At 70.7% G+C, this 17,500-nt stretch carries 22 protein-coding genes; 15 read left to right on the top strand and 7 right to left on the bottom strand.

Features of this window, described 5'->3' with window-relative positions; genetic code table 11:
• On the top strand, positions 1-811 hold an 811-nt coding region (locus IE172_RS25520; RefSeq protein WP_190099639.1), incomplete at its 5' end, for a PP2C family protein-serine/threonine phosphatase.
• Between the two features lie 154 nt (positions 812-965).
• On the opposite strand, the gene IE172_RS25515 is transcribed toward IE172_RS25520, so the two are convergent.
• On the bottom strand, positions 966-1,418 hold the full coding sequence (locus IE172_RS25515; protein ID WP_229886377.1) for an STAS domain-containing protein: 453 nt from the start codon (positions 1,416-1,418) through the stop codon (positions 966-968).
• Positions 1,419-1,681: 263 nt separating this feature from the next.
• Between IE172_RS25515 and IE172_RS25510 the strand changes: the two genes are divergently transcribed.
• The 4 genes from IE172_RS25510 to IE172_RS25495 all read left to right on the top strand — a co-directional run bounded on the left by IE172_RS25510 (position 1,682) and on the right by IE172_RS25495 (position 3,922).
• Entirely contained in the window at positions 1,682-2,041 is a 360-nt protein-coding gene (locus tag IE172_RS25510) for a helix-turn-helix transcriptional regulator (RefSeq protein ID WP_190099637.1), read from the top strand.
• Positions 2,042-2,175: 134 nt separating this feature from the next.
• The gene (locus tag IE172_RS25505) at positions 2,176-2,445 is read left to right on the top strand and encodes a hypothetical protein (RefSeq protein WP_190099636.1); all 270 of its coding nucleotides are present in this window, start codon (positions 2,176-2,178) and stop codon (positions 2,443-2,445) included.
• Positions 2,446-2,628: 183 nt separating this feature from the next.
• A complete protein-coding gene (gvpJ, locus tag IE172_RS25500) occupies positions 2,629-3,000 on the top strand; it encodes a gas vesicle protein GvpJ (protein ID WP_190099635.1) in 372 nt (123 codons plus the stop codon).
• Between the two features lie 199 nt (positions 3,001-3,199).
• On the top strand, positions 3,200-3,922 hold the full coding sequence (locus IE172_RS25495; RefSeq protein ID WP_229886375.1) for a S1 family peptidase: 723 nt from the start codon (positions 3,200-3,202) through the stop codon (positions 3,920-3,922).
• Here the strand turns inward: IE172_RS25495 and IE172_RS25490 are convergent.
• Positions 3,916-4,398, bottom strand: coding sequence for an SRPBCC family protein (locus IE172_RS25490; RefSeq protein ID WP_190099633.1), 483 nt, complete (start codon positions 4,396-4,398; stop codon positions 3,916-3,918). The genes IE172_RS25495 and IE172_RS25490 overlap by 7 nt on opposite strands.
• A gap of 321 nt (positions 4,399-4,719) precedes the next feature.
• Here IE172_RS25490 and IE172_RS25485 point away from each other — a divergent pair, with 321 nt between their 5' ends.
• The 3 genes from IE172_RS25485 (at position 4,720) to IE172_RS25475 (ending at position 6,043) form a co-directional block, all read left to right on the top strand.
• On the top strand, positions 4,720-5,331 hold the full coding sequence (locus tag IE172_RS25485) for a helix-turn-helix domain-containing protein (protein WP_190099632.1): 612 nt from the start codon (positions 4,720-4,722) through the stop codon (positions 5,329-5,331).
• A gap of 152 nt (positions 5,332-5,483) precedes the next feature.
• A complete protein-coding gene (locus tag IE172_RS25480) occupies positions 5,484-5,735 on the top strand; it encodes a DUF6199 family natural product biosynthesis protein (protein ID WP_229886373.1) in 252 nt (83 codons plus the stop codon).
• Between the two features lie 53 nt (positions 5,736-5,788).
• On the top strand, positions 5,789-6,043 hold the full coding sequence (locus IE172_RS25475; protein WP_190099631.1) for a hypothetical protein: 255 nt from the start codon (positions 5,789-5,791) through the stop codon (positions 6,041-6,043).
• A 360-nt stretch (positions 6,044-6,403) separates the two neighbouring features.
• Here the strand turns inward: IE172_RS25475 and IE172_RS25470 are convergent, their stop codons facing one another.
• The gene (locus tag IE172_RS25470) at positions 6,404-6,931 is read right to left on the bottom strand and encodes a DUF488 domain-containing protein (protein WP_190099691.1); all 528 of its coding nucleotides are present in this window, start codon (positions 6,929-6,931) and stop codon (positions 6,404-6,406) included.
• A gap of 202 nt (positions 6,932-7,133) precedes the next feature.
• On the opposite strand from IE172_RS25470, the gene IE172_RS25465 reads away from it, so the two are divergent.
• Both IE172_RS25465 and IE172_RS25460 read left to right on the top strand, forming a co-directional pair.
• Positions 7,134-7,703: a PadR family transcriptional regulator gene (locus IE172_RS25465; protein WP_190099630.1), complete on the top strand. Its 570-nt coding sequence runs from the start codon at positions 7,134-7,136 to the stop codon at positions 7,701-7,703.
• Positions 7,690-8,505, top strand: a complete 816-nt coding sequence (locus IE172_RS25460; protein ID WP_190099629.1) for an SGNH/GDSL hydrolase family protein — start codon at positions 7,690-7,692, stop codon at positions 8,503-8,505. Before IE172_RS25465 ends, IE172_RS25460 begins: the two co-directional genes overlap by 14 nt.
• 149 nt (positions 8,506-8,654) lie before the next feature.
• Here IE172_RS25460 and IE172_RS25455 read toward each other — a convergent pair whose 3' ends face one another.
• Positions 8,655-9,632, bottom strand: coding sequence for a helix-turn-helix domain-containing protein (locus tag IE172_RS25455; RefSeq protein WP_229886370.1), 978 nt, complete (start codon positions 9,630-9,632; stop codon positions 8,655-8,657).
• Between the two features lie 109 nt (positions 9,633-9,741).
• Here IE172_RS25455 and IE172_RS25450 point away from each other — a divergent pair, with 109 nt between their 5' ends.
• The 5 genes from IE172_RS25450 (at position 9,742) to IE172_RS25430 (ending at position 14,491) form a co-directional block, all read left to right on the top strand.
• Positions 9,742-10,770 (top strand): saccharopine dehydrogenase family protein, encoded by a 1,029-nt coding sequence (locus IE172_RS25450; protein ID WP_190099627.1) that lies wholly within the window; start codon positions 9,742-9,744, stop codon positions 10,768-10,770.
• 172 nt (positions 10,771-10,942) lie between these two features.
• Positions 10,943-11,560, top strand: coding sequence for a DUF1707 SHOCT-like domain-containing protein (locus IE172_RS25445; RefSeq protein WP_190099626.1), 618 nt, complete (start codon positions 10,943-10,945; stop codon positions 11,558-11,560).
• 443 nt (positions 11,561-12,003) lie between these two features.
• Positions 12,004-13,830 (top strand): glycoside hydrolase family 3 protein, encoded by a 1,827-nt coding sequence (locus IE172_RS25440; protein WP_190099625.1) that lies wholly within the window; start codon positions 12,004-12,006, stop codon positions 13,828-13,830.
• A 63-nt stretch (positions 13,831-13,893) separates the two neighbouring features.
• On the top strand, positions 13,894-14,187 hold the full coding sequence (locus tag IE172_RS25435; RefSeq protein WP_190099624.1) for a hypothetical protein: 294 nt from the start codon (positions 13,894-13,896) through the stop codon (positions 14,185-14,187).
• Between the two features lie 136 nt (positions 14,188-14,323).
• Positions 14,324-14,491, top strand: a complete 168-nt coding sequence (locus IE172_RS25430; RefSeq protein ID WP_190099623.1) for a hypothetical protein — start codon at positions 14,324-14,326, stop codon at positions 14,489-14,491.
• 67 nt (positions 14,492-14,558) lie between these two features.
• Here IE172_RS25430 and IE172_RS25425 read toward each other — a convergent pair whose 3' ends face one another.
• The 3 genes from IE172_RS25425 to IE172_RS25415 form a co-directional block, all read right to left on the bottom strand.
• The gene (locus IE172_RS25425; protein ID WP_190099622.1) at positions 14,559-15,401 is read right to left on the bottom strand and encodes a phosphotransferase; all 843 of its coding nucleotides are present in this window, start codon (positions 15,399-15,401) and stop codon (positions 14,559-14,561) included.
• A 120-nt stretch (positions 15,402-15,521) separates the two neighbouring features.
• Complete coding sequence (locus IE172_RS25420; protein ID WP_190099621.1) at positions 15,522-16,121, bottom strand: lytic transglycosylase domain-containing protein; 600 nt, start codon at positions 16,119-16,121, stop codon at positions 15,522-15,524.
• Positions 16,122-16,325: 204 nt separating this feature from the next.
• Positions 16,326-17,198: an SGNH/GDSL hydrolase family protein gene (locus IE172_RS25415; RefSeq protein WP_190099620.1), complete on the bottom strand. Its 873-nt coding sequence runs from the start codon at positions 17,196-17,198 to the stop codon at positions 16,326-16,328.
• Between the last annotated feature and the right edge of the window lie 302 nt (positions 17,199-17,500).

Genomic DNA, 17,500 nt, shown 5'->3' with positions numbered 1-17,500 from the left:
GCTCCGGCAGGTTCGCGACGCCGCCCACGCGCTGGCCTACATCATCGTCACGGACCGCCGCTTCACCGACCTCTACCTCCTGGGCCCGCCCACCACCGAGACCAGTCTGGCCGCGGAGATCCAGCACCAACTGCTCCCCTCGGCCCCCTGTTGCGAGGCGGCCCAGTTCACCCTCGCCGCCGGGCTGGTCCCGGCGGACGACATCGGCGGCGACACCTACGACTACACCCTCGACCGGGACACCCTGCACCTGTCCGTCACGGACGCCATGGGCCACGACACGAACTCGGCCCTGCTGGCCACCCTGCTGGTCGGCGCACTGCGACGGGCACGTCGCAGCGGATGCGACGCCCTCATGCAGGCCGACCACGCGCACCAGGCCCTGCTGCGCCACAGCCGGGGCCTGGCCACCGGCCAGTTGCTCTGTGTCGACCTGGAGACGGGCATGTGCGAACTGGTCAACGCCGGCCACCCCCGCCCCCTGCTGCTGCGTGACGGCACCGTCGAGGAGGTCGCGCTCTCCGTCAATCTGCCGTTCGGCGTGGTGGCGCCGACCCCCTACCGTCTGCAGGAGCTGCGACTGCGTCCCGGGGACCGTCTGGTCCTGCTCACCGACGGCATGCAGGAGCGCGGTGCCGCAGCCGTCGACCTGGCCGCGCTCATCCGCGAAACCCGCCTGCTGCACCCGCGGGAGGCGGTCCGGAGCCTGACCGCCGCGGTGCTCGAGGCCTGCCACGGCAACCTCAGGGACGACGCCACGGTGCTGATACTCGACTGGCACGGCGCACATCGAAGATCGACCGAGCGCTGACAGGCACGGCATCGCGTGCGCGGCACCGTTCGCCGCCGGGCTCCGTGCGGCATGTCGCTGCCAGGGTGCGTTCACGCACGGAACACCGGATGGACGGACCGTCCTGTTCGCGCACGCCGACGAGTGCTCCGTGCCGCAAGCGTGGCTGTGACCGTCAGCCCGAGCCCGCGGGGACTCGCTCGGGCGTGGCGGCGGCCGGTCGTCCCGCGTTCGGCTCGGCGGCAGGGGTCCTCCGCCGGCTCCGCACGGCCTGACGCAGGGGCAGGACCTCGCCGTGCGGGAACGGCTCACCTTCCCGCGGATCCCTGCCGCGGTTTCCGGTGGTCCTCGTGACGGGGGTGTTCGTGGTGGCACCGGCGAACAGGTCCCGGGCCCCGACCAGACCGAGCAGTCGCTCGACGGCGGGGCTGCTCGCGCGTATGGCGACGGTCTTGCCCTGGACGAGGGCCCGTTGCCGCGCGTCGAGCAGGAGGTTCAGTCCGGAGCAGTCGCAGAAGGAGACGGCGCTCAGGTCCAGATCGACACCCTCGGCCGACCGGTGCAGCGCCGCCTGGAGCTCGTACCGGATGTGCTGTGCTCCGAGGTCCAGTTCGCCTCGTACCGTCATGCGCACCCGGTGCCCGTCCGGCACGACATGGACCGTCGCGGGGCCCGGCGACGCGGCCCGCCCCGCACCGGCAGCGTCATCCTGCCCGGAGCGTTCTCCCCTGTCGGACCGCGCGGGGGGCACCGGCTCCGGCCGGGCCGCCCGCGACTCCGTGTGACGGTCCGCCTGCATTCCAGATCGCCTCCTCGCGCTCCGTGCCTCCGATACAGGAACTGTATTACGTGTTTTTGATTGCATGAACAGTGGGTCGGTAAAGTCGGAGCATGGATGGAGTGCCCGAGCCACACACCGGATGGACGTTCCTGACCAACCACGCCCGTGTGTTGGCAGTCATCGCCGACAATCAGAGTGCCCGCATCCGGGAGATCGCCGCGCATTGCCGGCTCACCGAACGTGCGGTTCAGAAGATCATCGCCGACCTGGAGCGGGACGGTTACCTGTCTCACACCCGCGAAGGACGGACCAATACGTACCAGATCAGACCGGGCAAAGTGCTGCGTCATCCCGCGGAAGCCGGGCTGACCGTGGCGTCACTGCTGTCCTGGCTGGTGAAGGACGAGACCGACCGCGTCAAGGAGCTCGGCGACCAGCGCCCGCAGGTGCGCGGGCCGGGCGGGGACTGAGTGCCGGCCGCGGTGCGGCCGATCGGCGTCATGAACCCAACTCCCGCGTGGTCCCGATCGCTTGGACTGTCCGACCAGGGGTAGCCGTTAGGTCCTCGACGACAGGTTGGGCGAAGCCCGAGGGGAGACGGACCATGGAAGTGCGTCAGACGCGTGGTGACGAGGAGCTCGGTGATCTTGAACCCGGCACGCGGCAGCGCGCCGCGTTGCGCGCACGCGTCATCGATATCGCCTCGCTGGCGCTGTGCGTGGTGCTGGCGCTCTGGGTGGTGTGGAGCGTCGTGGGCCTGGCGCGTGGCGCGACGGGCTGGGCGTACAGCGTGGTGGCCTGCACGCTGCTGGTTGTCGCCGTGACCGCCCGGACGGTGGGGGTCCGGCGTCGCAGCCTCCGCTCGAGCCGATAGCGAGACCGGCGGAGGCGGCTCGCCGTCTTCCCTCGGCCGCCTCCCTCGGGCATGAGGGAGCCCCTACGGGTTAGACGAACCGTAGGACAGGGCGGTTGTTCACACGAAGTGGCACTGCGTCGACGGTGGTCGGGAGTCTGAGCCTCTTCCGGGAACACACGAGTTGGGGAAGGGGACCGGCACATGACCGTGGTCGCGCAGCAGGGCGGCGGGGGAGGTTCCAGCGGCCTCTACGACGTCCTGGAACTGATCCTCGACCGAGGGCTCGTCATCGACGCCTTCGTGCGGGTGTCCCTGGTCGGTATCGAGATACTCAAGATCGATGTGCGGATCGTGGTGGCCAGCGTCGACACGTATCTGCGTTTCGCGGAGGCGTGCAACCGTCTCGATCTGGAGGCCGGACCGCGCAAGCCGGCCGGACTGACCGAACTCCCCTCCAAGCTCAAGGAGTCCGGGGCGCGAGGCGCGACCAAGGGTGTTCTGTCCGGGGCCGCCCAGACGATCTCGGAGGCCTTTCAGCAGGCCCGCGACGAGACGCGGCAGAAGCGCGGTTGACGCGGCGGCTGAGGACGCTCACCACCGGCACCACCCGTACCCGGGGGCAGTGCGACCACCGCGGTCGCGCCGCCTTCGGGTGTCCGGCGTTCCACGGGCCGAAGCCTGCGGGAGTCATGCGGAAGTTGGCGGCTTTTCGAGGTGACCGCACCCGGCAGGGACGTCCAGAATGACAGGTGCATGTCTAGAGGAGGTCGCCGTGAGTCCCCTGCCTTCCGAGACGCACCCGCGGATCATCGTCCGGGCCGTCGTCGCACTGGCCCTGCTCCTCGGCTGGTCCGCCGCCTCCGCGCCTGCTTCCCGCGCGGCGGAGGGAGAGGGAACGGAGCGACAGGCGGCCGTCGCAGTGCGCGGGGGCGACACCCTCTACAGCACCGGCATCCGCTGCACCGTGGGCTTCAACGCCCGGTCCGGCTCCGTGCTGTACGCGCTCGTCGCGGGCCGGTGCGCCCAGGGCGCCCACACCTGGTACGCCGACGCCGCCCTGACGGTCCCGGTCGGCATCACCGCGGGCGTGAGTTTCCCGGGCGACGACTACGCGAGCATCCGGTACACCAACACGGCGGTCGCCTACCCGGGCGAGGTCTCACTGGGCCCCGGCCATGGTGTCCGCGACATCACCGGCGCGGCGAAGCCCGTCGTCGGGCAGTCGATCTGCCACGTCGGCCGGACCTCCGGACACCGCTGCGGGACCGTCCAGGCCGTGAACCTCACCGTCAACTACGGCGGGGGAGTCGTCGTCCAGGGACTGTTCCGGTCCACCATCTGTTCCGAGCCCGGAGACGCGGGCGGTCCGGCCTTCTCCGGGAGCACGGCTCTGGGCATCATCGTCGGCAGCGGCGGGAACTGTTCCTCGGGAGGGCACACCTACTACCAGCCGGTGACCGAATGGCTGGCGGCGTACGGCTTGAGCGTCTACTGAGAAGCCCGGGTCCCCCGGACCGAGCCGGACTCGAGCCGTGCGTCGTGCTCGCGCACGGCGATACGGGCGAGCTTGGTCAGCATCATCCCGTTGCGGACGGAAACGGCGTAGTCCACCGGAAGCCCGTGCATCCTGGTTCCGGGGCCCCTCAGGGGATGCCAGTCGAGGATGAACAAGGTGCTCCCGCCCCACGGGACGAGGTTCATGGCGATGCGGGCCGCGCCGAAGGGGTCCGCCTTCGCCTCCAGTTCGAGGCGCCGCCCGGGTTCGCAGATCCGCACGACGCAGGTGTCGTCGACGGTCAGCGGGCCGACGCCCACCCGTACCCGGAGCCGGGCACCCACCGCGGGCCAGTGCGGGTCCGCGGTGAGGATCCGCCGGGTGCCGGTCACCCACTCCTGATACCGGTGGCCGTCGGACAGCAGGCCCCACACCTCGGAGGGCGAGCTGAGGATCAGACGGCGATTACGGGCCACGGTCACCACGCTTCTCGATCGGCACCTGCGGACCGCCCGGACAGGGCGACGCACGACGGCAGGGCCGGCCACGGCCCGGCCCTCCAGCCTGGCGGGCCCCCGGCCGTGTGACCAGCCGGACGCGGCCATACGAGCGGTGGATCCGAGGGGAGGCCGGCCCTGCCCCCGGGCAGTCTCCGGGCCGGGCGGATGAACGGCCCGGCCGCATCGTCGCCGGGACGAAGCCGTCGCTCAGCCGGAACTCCCGCGGAGCCGGGCCTCGGTCCCGGCCGGCGCATCGACCCTCGGCACGGCACCTCGCGCCCATGGCAACATGGCCCGATGGGCAGCGGCACAACGGACGAAGAAGTGCTCGGCGCCGTGGGGCCCCGCCTCCGCGCGCTGCGCCGCGAGCGCGGGATCACCCTCGCCGACCTGGCGGCGACGACCGGCGTGTCGGAGAGCACCCTCTCCCGGCTGGAGAGCGGGCAGCGTCGGGCGACACTGGAGTTGCTGCTGCCGCTGGCCCGTACCTACGGCGTCCCGCTGGACGACCTGGTAGGCGCTCCGCGGACCGGTGACCCCCGCATTCACCTCAAGCCGATCCGACGGTTCGGGATGACCTTCGTACCGCTGTCCCGGCGGCCGGGCGGCGTGCAGGCCTTCAAACTGATCATCCCTGCCCAGCCGGAACCGCTCGAACCGACCCCGCAGACCCACGAAGGCTTCGAATGGCTGTACGTGCTCCATGGCCGTCTGCGGCTCGTGGTCGGTGAGCGCGACCTGGTGCTGTCATCCGGTGAGGCCGCCGAGTTCGACACGTCCCTCCCGCACTGGCTGGGCAGTTCCGACGGCGGCGTGGTCGAACTGCTCGTCCTCTACGGACTGCAAGGGGTGCGCGCACATGTGCGCACGGACCCCCACCGCCCCGCACGCGGCACCAGCGGACGATGAGCTGACTGCCCGCCCCCGACCGCTCCACGCGGTGAGCACGGACCTCTCGCCGCGCCCGGCCTTCGCGGCGCCCGGGTCGACGGGGCCGACCCCGCTTGTCACCGTTTTCTGAGACACGGTCAGGGAAAACGCAGGCCATGCTTCCTGACGCGATGACACAGACCGCCTCCGAGGGCGGAGGCAACAGTCCGGCCTTCATCCCCCTCATGTGCCTCTTGATGATCATGGGCTTGGTGCAGGTCGTGCGCCCCCAGTTGATCTGGCGGCTGAACAGCCGGCTCCAGCGCGGCTGGGTGAAGAACCCCGAAGCGACCGAACCCACCCGCAAGGGTTACACGATGCAGCGGGTGGTCGGAGTGCTCTTCCTGGCCGCCGCGACCTGGATGCTGGTACAGGGCCTCTGACCAGGACAGTGCCGTCTCCGGCGTCGGTGACACGGAGGGAAAGGGTCACGCACATGCCGCACCACTTCGGCCGTCGAGTTCCGCCGTCCTGGACCGCTCCCGGCAACCGATGGGGTCCGTGGGTCTACTGGCCCATGCTGGTCATCGCCGTAGGCATGCTGGTGTGGCGCGTGGCCGGCGGGGCGTCCGCGGGCGGCATCCTGGTGTCGGCCTGCCTGGTTCTCGTGTGGCTGTGCCTGATCGTCGCCAACCGGAGCGCGCGACGCGGACGCGCCGGGAACCAAGCACCGCATACGCCCCGGCGGTGATCTCGGAGCCGGAACGCCGGGCGACGGAACCCCCGGAGGGCCGGCCGCCCTTGCCACCCTCCGTACGCGGACGGGCCACGTAGGATCGCTGCCCCAGGGGCGGTGGCATGGACATGAGAAATTTCCGGTGCCCGGTTCGGTACGTCCGGCTTCCGGGGCGAGCCCGGTGCCGTCACACAGACCCGGGTCGGCACGACCCTGCTGTGGACCGAGGCGGCCTCGGCGGGCGAGGGCGGCGTCGACGAGGACCGGGCCCGGGCGCTGGCCACGGTGCTCGCGGAGCGGGCCCGGCAGGCCCAGAACGGGGACACGCCCTCGGCCGCGCTCGGCAGTTGACCGCGGGCGGCCGCACCCCAATGCTCAGCAGGGCGGGGGATAGGTCAGGCAGCCGTCGCGGACCCGCGCATGAGGAGTCAGGACGGCCCGCTTGACCGACGTGCCCGACATGATGTGCACGACCTCCACCCCGGAGACGATCAGCGCGTCCGTGATCAGCCGTCGATGACACCGCCACGGCACCGCCTCACTGCACATGATCGCGGGCCGCCCGTCCCGGGCCAGCTCCCGAAGCTCGGCGAGACCCGTCCTGAACTCCTCCGTGTTCATGTGATCGGCGTAGTCACGGAAGGCTTTGACCTGCCATCCGCCGTTCGCACTCGGAGTCCCCTTGGGGGTGTGACGGCGGCCGCCCAGTTCGCGGATCCAGCGGTATCCGATGTCGGCCGGCAAGGCGTCGACGACGGCCGACTGGTTCCACTGCGGGTGCTTCCTGGACGAAGGGAACGACCGCACATCGACCAGGCAGGTGACCCGGTTCCCGCGCAGCATGCCGAGCACCTCGTCGAAGTCGCGTGTCGAGTGTCCGATCGTGTAGACGCGGTCGGTCATCGCGCTGCCTCGGTACATTCCAACATCGGACACCCGTACTGCACGTCGTGCGTGTGCCGCACCCACCAGGACGCGGCCGGACCTGTCGTGCCGGGTATCCCCGGCCGCCTCGCCCCAACCCTAGTCATCAACATGAGTACTCATTTTCATGAGTAGTATGATGGGCGCCGGTAGGGCGAGAGCGCCATCGAGGAGGCAATCCATGGCACTACGGCACGCGGTGCTGGCGGCGCTGCTGGACGGTGAACTCAGCGGCTATCAGCTGGCCAAGGCCTTCGACGTCGGTGTGGCCAACTTCTGGTACGCCCAGCCGCAGCAGCTCTACGCCGAGCTGACCCGGCTGGAGAAGGAAGGGCTGGTCGCCGGCCGGGAGGTGGTGCAGGAAAGCCGGCCGAACAAGCGGTTGTTCCACGTGACCGACGCCGGCCTCGCGGAGCTGGAGACCTTCACCGCCGCCGCATCGAAACCGGCCTTCGTCCGCGACGACCTGCTGGTCAAGGTCCAGGCCGCCGACCGGGTCGACACTGCCGCCCTCGTCGCCCAGCTCACCGAGCGCGCCCAGGTCGCCCAGGCCAAGATCGACCTCTTCGGGTCACTGCTGAGCCGCCTGCGCGGCGACCGTACGGAGGAGGATTTCCTCCGCCACGGCGACCGCATCGGCCCCTACCTGACCTGCCTGCGCGGCGTGGCCTTCGAGCAGGAGAACCGCGACTGGTGCGTGCGCACCATCGCCGTCCTCGAGGAGAGGCGGCAGAGCCATGTCCGCCCCTGACGCCGGGTACGTGCGCTACGTCGCCCTGGGCGACAGCCAGACCGAGGGCCTGGGCGACGGTGACGACATCACCGGCCTGCGTGGCTTCGCCGACCGCCTCGCCGACCGGCTCGCACGGTGCGAGCCCTCCCTCCAGTACGCCAACCTGGCCGTCCGGGGCCGACTCGCCGGCCAGATCCGCGCCGAACAGCTGGCCCCGGCTCTCGCCCTGCGACCCGACCTGGCCACCGTGGTGGCCGGCGTCAACGATCTGCTGCGACCCGCATTCGACGCGGACCAGGTCGCCGCCCACCTGGAGGCCATGTTCGCGGCGCTCACCGCGCAGGGCGCCCACGTGGCCACGATCACCATCCCGGACCCCGCACGTATCAGCCCGCTCGCACGCCCTCTGGTCCCGCGCGTCACGGCACTGAACGAGCGCATCCGCGAGGCCGCCCGCCGCCACGGGGTCACCGTCGCCGACACCGCGCTCCACCCCGTGGCCGGCGACGTTCGCCTGTGGAGCTCCGACCGTCTCCACGCGGGCCCACTCGGCCACGAGCGCATCGCCGCCGCCCTCGCCCACGCCTTGCGCCTGCCCGGCAGTGACGACACCTGGGCCGACCCCCTGCCCCCGGCCCCCTCGATCACCGGCCCGCACGCCGCCGCGGCCGAACTCCGCTGGCTCGCGGGCTTCCTGGGACCCTGGCTCGTCCGCCGTCTGACGGGCCGGTCCTCGGGAGACGGGCGCACCGCCAAGCGCCCCGCCCTCCTCCCCGTACGGACCGATGAGAGCCCTCCGTCGAAGACCGAGGCGCACTGACCACGTCCCTGACGCAGGCGGACCCCGGCGGACGGGAGCGACGACCGCGGGGGAGGGGACTGTGCCGGTTCGGTCACGGCACGACGGTCATGCCCGGCGTACGGATCGGACACGGCGCCGTCATCGGCGCCGACGGTCCAGTCCTCCGTTCACAGGCCCCGCTGTTCGCCGCCGTCGAGGCCGGAGCGGCCGCGGGCACGGAAGGTGCGGCGGTAGGCGTGCGGGGGCAGCCCGACCGCGCGGTTGAAGTGCCGGCGCAGCGTCGTGGCCGTGCCCATGCCGGTGGCCGCCGCGACCGCGTCGACGCTGTCGTCCGTGGCCTCCAGCAACTCCTGGGCACGCCGTATGCGTTGGACGAGCAGCCACTGCAACGGAGTAGTGCCCGTCGCCGCCTTGAAGTGCCGGCCCAGGTGGCGTGAGCTCATCCCCGCACGGCGGGCCAGATCCTCCACGGTCAGGGGCCGGTCGAGCCGCGCGAGCACCCAGGGGATCAGCTCGGCGAGGGGACCATGGTCCGTGGCCGGCACCGGAGCGGTGACGAACTGGGCCTGGCCGCCGTCCCGGTGCGGCGGCATGACCAGCCGGCGGGCGACCGCGTTGGCCGTGGCCGATCCCCGGTCGACGCGGATCAGGTGCAGGCACAGGTCCATGGCGGCGGCCTTGCCGGCGGAGGTGAGTACCCTGCCGTTGTCCACGTAGAGGACGTCCGGATCCACCTCGACCTTCGGATGGCGGTCGGCCAGGGCCCCTGTGTGCGCCCAGTGCGTGGTCGCGCGCAGCCCGTCCAGCAGGCCCGCGGAGGCCAGCACGAAAGCGCCCGTGCACAGGGAGACCAGGCGCGCGCCCGCCCCATGGGCCGCGCGTACCGCGTCGACCAGGTCGGCGGGCGGGGGCTCGTCGATGTCGGCCCAGCCCGGGACGATCACGGTGTCGGCCCGGGGGAGCCAGTCGAGTCCGCGGTCGGGCTCGAGCAGGAACCGCCCGGCCCGCACCGGCCCGGGCGCGCAGACCACCAACCGGTACCACGGGCCCGCCACACCATCCGGAAGGGAACCGAACACCTCGTATGCCAGGGCCAGTTCGAAGTGCAGCATCCCGTCGGTGACGGCCAGCGCGACAGTGTTCACGTCCGGAAGTGTACGGGGCATGTCGTTCCGGACACTGGTACGAGTCTTCCGCCCCCGCCACGATGGTCGCGACGGAGCTGAACGGATCATCGAGCGAAGGAAGCACCCCATGACAACGGGGCCCAGGGTCGCGGTGTACGGCGCGTACGGACACACCGGGCGGTTCGTGGTGGCGGAGCTGCGGGAGCGCGGGTTCGTCCCGCTGCTCTCCGGTCGCGACGCCGACAAGCTGAAGCAACTCGCGTACGACACCGGACTGGTGGCACACCCCGCCTCGGTCGACGACCCGGCATCACTCGACCGGATGCTGGCCGACGCGGCGGCCGTGATCAACTGCGCCGGGCCCTTCGCCACGACGGCCGCACCGGTGATCGAGGCAGCCCTGCGGGCCGGTGTCCCCTACGTGGACGTGGCGGCCGAGATCGAGGCCGTCGCCGACTCCTTCACCCGATTCGCCGACCGAGCGCGTGAGTCCGGCGCGCTGGTCGTTCCCGCGATGGCCTTCTACGGAGGCCTCGGCGACCTGCTGATCACCACGGCGATGGGCGACTGGACGGCGGCCGACGAGGCGCACATCGCCTACGGACTGAGCAACTGGCACCCCACCGCCGGGACGCGTACCGCGGGTGCGGTCTCCCGGCAGCGGCGGGGCGGCCGGAGCGTCCGGTACCGCAACGGGCGGCTGGAGTACCACCAGGACGACCTGCCCACCCTGGAATGGCCCTTCCCCGCCCCGTTGGGCCCACGGCCCGTCATCGGCGAGTTCACGATGGCGGACGTCGTCACCGTCCCCAGCCACCTGCCCATCCCCGACGTACGCACCTACATGGCGGCCGAGGCGGCCCGCGACATCGCGGCCCCGGACACGCCCGCACCAACGGCGGCCGACGAGCACGGACGCTCCGGACAGACCTTCGTCGTCGATGCCGTCGTGCGCTCCGGCGCCCGCGAACGGCGTGCGGTGGCCAAGGGCCGGGACATCTACGCCGTCACCGCACCGCTCGCCGTGGAGGCACTCGACCGCATCCTCACGGCACGGACCAGGACGACCGGTGTCGCCTCCGCCGGCGACCTCTTCGACGCGCCCGACTTCCTCCGGGCGCTGTCCCCGCACATCACCCTGGAACTGCGCCACTAGCAGGTCTCCTGGCCCTCGGAGCGGGAGTCGTCGGTCGATGAGGCGGTCGACCAGGCCCGTGATCACCGGATGCGCGGGTGTGGGGCACACCGGTGTCGGGTGCCGGAGGGGGCGGGGCAGTGTTCGGACATGTGATCCCGCGCCGGACCGCCGACTGCTTATTCTGGTGGCCATGACCGCCCAATCTCCGGAGCCCTCTCCGCGCCCCGCGTCCTCGGGAGAGCTCCGCGCCTCCCACGACGACCGGGAAGCAGTCGTGGAGCAGTTGCGCGATGCCGCGGCCGAAGGACGCATCGATTTCGAGGAGCTGGACTCGCGCCTGGAGCAGGCGCTGAGGTCCAAGACCCACGCCGAGTTGGCCGTCCTGACCGCCGACCTGCCCGCACCGCACGCTCCCGGGGACCAGCCGGCCCTCGTACTCAAGGGCGGCCTGTACGGCGCGTCGCGAGGCCCCGAACGCTGGGACGTTCCCGGGCACGTCATCGCCCACGGAGGCGTGGGGGGCGTGAAGATCGACTTCTCCCGGGTCGAGTCCCGCCTCAAGGAGATCGCGGTCGAGGCCTACGGGGAGACAGCCGGTGTCACCCTGGTCATCCCCGACGGCTGGGCCGCGGACACCAGCGGCATGGATCCCGGATTCGGCGGCCTGAAGGACAAGACCACTGCCGACCGGCTTCCGGGGACGCCGCTGATCCGGCTCACCGGTTCGGGTGGCATGGCAGGAGTGGTGATCCGCCACCCCAACCGCTGGGAGCGACGCAAGCTGCACGGCAACCCGACCCGGGGCTGAAGGGTGACGGCCCGCCTGGATCGCCGGGCCCCTGGTGAGGGGCGTCAATCGCGTGGCCGCCGCGGTCGCGGTGCCGGTATCGTCCGGTCTCCCGGCCCGCTGCGACTGCGGGCGACATCCAGAGAGCGCTCCCCATGACCGGCCGTCAAGCGACGACGACCCTGTGGCGCCCCACCGGCCCGCAGACGAGTTGGACACCTTCAACGCCCACGTCGTCGGTGAGATCCAGGTGATCCGCGCGTTCCGCCAAGGTGAGGGAACCCCCTGACAGGGGCTCCGTGACGTCCGCCTGCCTCCACGTGCTCGGACCTCACTTCGTCTAGACCTATTTTGTCTAGACCTCTTGCCCTGTCCGTGACCCCCACGCTACGTTTCCCGCTGTTCGGAGCACTGCACGTTTCCTCCAACTCCCTTGACAGCAAGGCTGGAAGGAGCATGTCCGCATGCAGGACCGGAGTCTGTCCAGACGAACCGTCCTCGCCTCCGCAACCGTGGCCGCTGCGAGCGCAGTGGGTGTCGCGGGCGTGACGGCTACCCCGGCGGTCGCGCACCAGCGCGACAAGCGCCTCAAGAAGATCATCTCGAGGATGAGTGTCGAGGCGAAGATCGGCCAGCTGTTCGTGCCGTACTTCTACGGCGCGTCGGCTACTTCTCCCAGCCAGTTCGACCAGGACCGCAATCTCAGGGAACTCGGCGTCCGCACCGTCGCCGAGCTCATCGCCAAGTACCACATCGGCGGTGTCATCTACTTCTCCGGCTGGACGAACAACATCCAGAACCCGCGCCAGATCGCGGATCTGACGAACGGCGTGCAACGGGCCTCGCTGGCCCTGCCCACCCCCATCCCCTCCCTGATCTCCATCGACCAGGAACACGGGGTCAACGTCCGCATCGGCAGCGGCGCCACCCAGCTGCCGGGCGCGATGGCGCTCGGCGCGGGCCGCTCGCTCTCCGACGCGCGCACCGCCGGACGGATCTCGGGTACCGAACTCGCCGCCCTGGGCATCCACCAGAACTTCGCCCCGGTCGCCGACGTCAACGTCAACCCGGCCAACCCCATCATCAACGTCCGCTCGTTCGGTGCCGACCCCCGCGAGGTCGGCCGCATGGTGGCGGCACAGGTGACCGGCTATCAGCAGGCCGGCGTCGTGGCCTGCGCCAAGCACTTCCCGGGCCACGGGGACACCGCGGAGGACAGTCACACCGGCCTGCCCGTGATCACCCACACGCGCGAGGAGTGGGAACGCATCGACGCCCCGCCCTTCAGGGCCGCCATCGCCGCAGGCGTCGACTCGATCATGACCGCGCACCTCCAGGTCCCCGCGCTCGACCCCAGCAACGACCCGGCCACCCTCTCGCCCGCGATCCTCCAGGGCGTGCTGCGCGACGAACTCGGCTTCGACGGCGTGATCGTCACCGACGCCCTCAACATGGCCGGCGTGCGCACCAAGTACGGCGACGACCGCGTTCCCGTCCTCGCCCTCAAGGCCGGCGCCGACCAACTGCTGTTCCCGCCGGACATCGACGTCGCCTACAACGGTGTCCTCGCCGCCGTCCGGAGCGGGGAGGTCACCGAGGACCGACTCGACGAGTCGGTCCTGCGCATCCTGCGTGTCAAGGACAAGGCCGGCCTGCTCAGCGGCAGCCCGTACGTCTCCCCGAAGGAGGTCGACCGGGTCGTCGGCGCCCGCGAGCACCAGCGCACGGCCGCCCGGATCGCCGACCGCACCACCACCCTGCTGGTCAACAAGGACGCGACGCTGCCGCTCCGCCGCCGACAGAGGAAACTGCTCGTGGTCGGTGCCAGCCCGGCCTTCCCGACCGACGACACCCGTACCTCCGTGCCCGAACTGGCCAAGGCGTTCGACGAACTGGGCTACAGCACCACCCACCTCGCCACCGGCAGGACGCCGGACGCGGCGAAGATCGACGAGGCCGTGGCCGCGGCCCACGGACGGGACGCGGTGGTGGTCACCACCGACAACGTCGGTGCCACCAGCAGCCAGCGCACCCTGGTCTCCCGGCTCCTCGCGACGGGGATCCCCGTCATCCACCTGGCGGTGCGCAACCCCTACGACATCGCGCACCTCGGCGACCTGCCCGCCTCGCTGGTCTCCTACTGCTGGACCGAGGTCGAACTACGGGCCGCGGCCCGGGTGATCGCCGGCCGGGTCGAGCCGCGCGGCACACTGCCGGTGCCCATCCAGCGGGCCGATGACCCCACCCGAGTCCTCTTCCGCTCCGGCCACGGCTTGTCGTACGACGACTGACGGGGAAGGAGAAGCAGAAAAACATCGCTGCTGAACCGCAGGTACCGGGGTACACGGGGCGGCATGGCATCGAAGACTGATCGCGTCATGTCCTTGCGGGCCGTGCGGCAGCTGCACCGGGTCCGCGCCTTCTACCTCGGGGGCGTCGTGCTGTGGGCGGTACTGACCGGCTGGACGGGCTGGCAGTTGCCCGGAAGCCGGCAGATGTGGGTGTCCGCGCTCCTTCTGGCCGTCTTCAGCAGCCTCCTGCTCATGTCCTCCCTGTGGCTGCAACGCCTCCGGGCCGCCGGCTCGCCCGCTCCCGCGCATCACGCCTCACCACGGAAGACGGTCGGCACCCGCCGAGCACACGCCTGACCACCCGTCGGCCTCCGACGCCCACGTCCGCACGGCCTGCCCCGAACAGGCCGTGCGGCTCCGAAGCGGCCGTTGCACGTCTACGGAGACGATGACCGGGCATACGGGCTTCACCCCCTTGAGAGGAGCTCCTTACATGCTCGGCATAGTCGCGGCGGTGCTGTTCTTCGTGTCCTTTCTGATCAACGCGGCAGATCTCAGTACCAACGATGTGTTCTCTTCGACGAACGTGATGCTGCTGGGGCTGATGGCTCTGGCCCTGCACGTGGCCGGGATCGGCGCCGGCTGGTCCCGCAGACGCTGATCCCATCGCGTGCGCGGGTCCGGTGACGGCTCGTCACCGGACCCGCGCAGCTCCATGTGGCCGCAGCTCAGCCCCGACCGCAGCGGTCGAGAGCGGCACGGAGCCGGTCGAGCCCCTCCACCCTCCAGTGCTTCCGGTCGGGCATCTGGTCGTCCCGGCGCCACCGCCAGGCGCAGAACAGGGCCCAGTTCAGAGCGCGGCACCTCAGAACCAGGTTCTGGTCGGCTCCCGCATAGCGCTCTCCCACTTCCTCGGGCGCATGGGCGAGATCGAACTCGACCGGCCCCCGGCAGCAGGTGGCGAGATCCACGAAGAGCGGCCCCCTCCTCGTGTTGAGGAGGTTGCCCGGATGCGGCTCGCCGTGCAACAGCTGTTCCTCGGCCTTCCCCCTGTTGATCGCGGCAGTCAGCCCACTGAGCGTGTCGCTGAGAAGCCTCCGGTCGGAATCAGACAGCTCGGGGGAGCGCTCCCGGTCGTTCACCTCGCTCAGTGCCACGGCAACCCGATCGGTGAAACGCGGCGCGTCCACGTCGATCCGGCGCAGGGCGGCATGGTGCCGCAGAAAAACGTCCGCGTAGTCGGCCGGCGCGACCTGCGAACCCACCGGTTCGTAGTAGGTCCACAACGAGACGGCGAAGGCGTCCCGCACACGGACCCGCGCCTCGACCCGAGGATCGAGCTCGGCCACCGGAGCGTCGACATCCGTGAGACGGCGGGCAACCTCTACCTCGAACTCGGAATCAGCCAGATGCCCGAGGGGCGCGACACGGGCCAGGACACCGCAAGGGACCAGACGCAGCGCGACGCGGTCCGAATTGTGGATGACGATCACATCGTCGACCTGAAGACCCAGCTCCGAAGCGGTCAACCGTCCTGCTTCTGTCGCGCGGCGGAGTTCCGAAGGCTCCATGGTGTTCTCCCGTGCTCGCCCGGTGCCCAGGATCAACCGTGCGGAGGGGGACGGCAAGCGAATTGATCCCTGCATGCCTGGTGTGAGGTCTGGGGTCCATGCGTCGATGGACCGGGCGGACTAGCCGGTGACTGTGCCGCCTCGCCCACCGCCGTCGGCCAGGGCGTCGGCGGCTCGTTCCCGGTTGGTGCGGAAGCGGCGCAGGTACGACCGCGCCATGGGGCCCGGCGGAACACCACGCGCGAAGGCACGCATGTTGCGTTCACCCGTGTTGTATCCGAGAGCGAGGAGTTCGTCGCGGGTGTAACGCCGTACGTGCTGCCGGGGCAGGCTCCGGTCGAGGTCCCGCAGGTGCAGGGCAGCCGTGCGGATGGCGAACGCGGGGTCGTCGCGCAGGTCCTGCCACCGTCCCGGCAGGCCGTGCGTCCGCCGCACCCGCTCGAACGTCGCCTTGTGCATGTTGACCACGCCGAAGGACGCCCCGGGCTTCCACCACTGCCACAACCGCTCCAGCAGGGGGTGGTGCGGTTTGTACGCCTCGTTGTGGAGCACGGTCATCACGAGGAGGGGAGAAACTCCGGCCTCCCGGGCACTGCTCAGGACGACCGCGGCGTAGTCGGCCGGTGCGTAGTCGCCGGGCCGCAGCGGCGGCGTCCGGGCGTCCTCACGGTCCACGGTGCGGGCCCCTTGCCGGGCCGCCGGCAGCGATTGTTCGGCCATGGCGATCGATCACCCTTCCACCGTCCTGAACCGTCCTGAGCTGCACCTGCCCCGGCGGCCCCACCCCAATCCCGACCTGTGGCGGCGAGCTGCTGCCCCTGGACGACCTGTACGGGGCCGACACCGCGTCCCGGCGAGGGCCGGCCGCTCGAGTCGCACGTCCGACCCGAGCGCACCGATCACCGCACGTGAAGCCTTTCGCCGTCAGCTCAGTCCGAGGACGCTCATGGTGTGCTCGGCCATGCGCCGCTCCCCGAGGGCGTTGGGATGGACGGGTACCAGGCTGCCGCCGAAGAGCAGCGGCTCGATCCAGCGGGTGCCGGCTGCCTTGCACGCGTCGTGGCCGTCGGAGGCTCGGGAGAAGTCCACGTAGGTGGCGCCCGACTCTTCGGCGGCGCGCTCGACCGCGGCGTTCAGGTGTGTCTGTATGTCGCGCAGATACGGCACGTCACCGGCCGCGACGGGGAGCTTCGCGAAACAGGACGGGTCGGCCTCGGCCGGTGTGATCCACGGGTAACCCAGAACGGCGACCCGTGCGTTGGGCGCCTTGTCACGTACGGCCTTCAGGGCGCTCTTCAACGCGGGGTAGGTGTTCGTCTCGATCTGGTCGGTGAAGGAGGTGCCGTGCATGTTCTTGCACGGGCTGCCCTTGCCTCCGGTGAGGACACCCGCGGTGCCGCAGGCGGTGATGGCATTGATGAACGTGCCGTTGTCGTTGCCGCCGATCGTCAGCGTCACCAGGTCGGTGTCCGCGCTGAGCGCGTTCACCTGGGGTGCGGTGCCGGGGTATTGCGATGCGGTGAAGTCCTTCGTCTGGGCGGCGCCGCAGGTCACGTCCTTCAGGCGGGCGCCCGTCCGGGCCGCGATCACATGGGGGTAGTTCGCGGTGGAGCGCAGGCACAGAAGGTTGGTGGGATCCACGGGCAGGACGCCCGAACCGGCGCTGTAGCTGTCGCCGAGGGCGACGTAGTCGAGGGGTGCGGAGGCGTGGGCAGAGCCGCCCGTGAGGCTGAGGGCGAGCGCGCCGACGAGTGCGAATGAGGTGGCCATGACATTTCGAGTGGCGTGCTTCGGCATGGGGTCCCTCTCCTGGGGCGGAGTTACGGGTGAGGCAGCCGGCGGCGCATGCCGACGGAGCGAACGGAGCGTCTGAACGGGGGAGAGCGCCGGGCTGCGCAGTTACCGAACGGTTCTACCGTCAAGTAATGTGCAGTCCCCCCGACCGGGAGTCAACGCTGTTGACCGAACTTCTTGAAACGCTCACGAACGGCCCGGCCGGCCTCCGCGAACGCGCGAACCCGCAGCCGCGGAACTCCGCGATGCCTGTCCCGCGTGCGAACCACCGTCCTCGCCGCCCATCCTGATTCCGGCTCACCCAC

This window comes from Streptomyces griseoflavus, assembly GCF_014649995.1.
GTDB classification, from domain to species: Bacteria; Actinomycetota; Actinomycetes; order Streptomycetales; family Streptomycetaceae; genus Streptomyces; species Streptomyces griseoflavus.
This window is presented reverse-complemented; position numbering and strand designations above follow the sequence as displayed.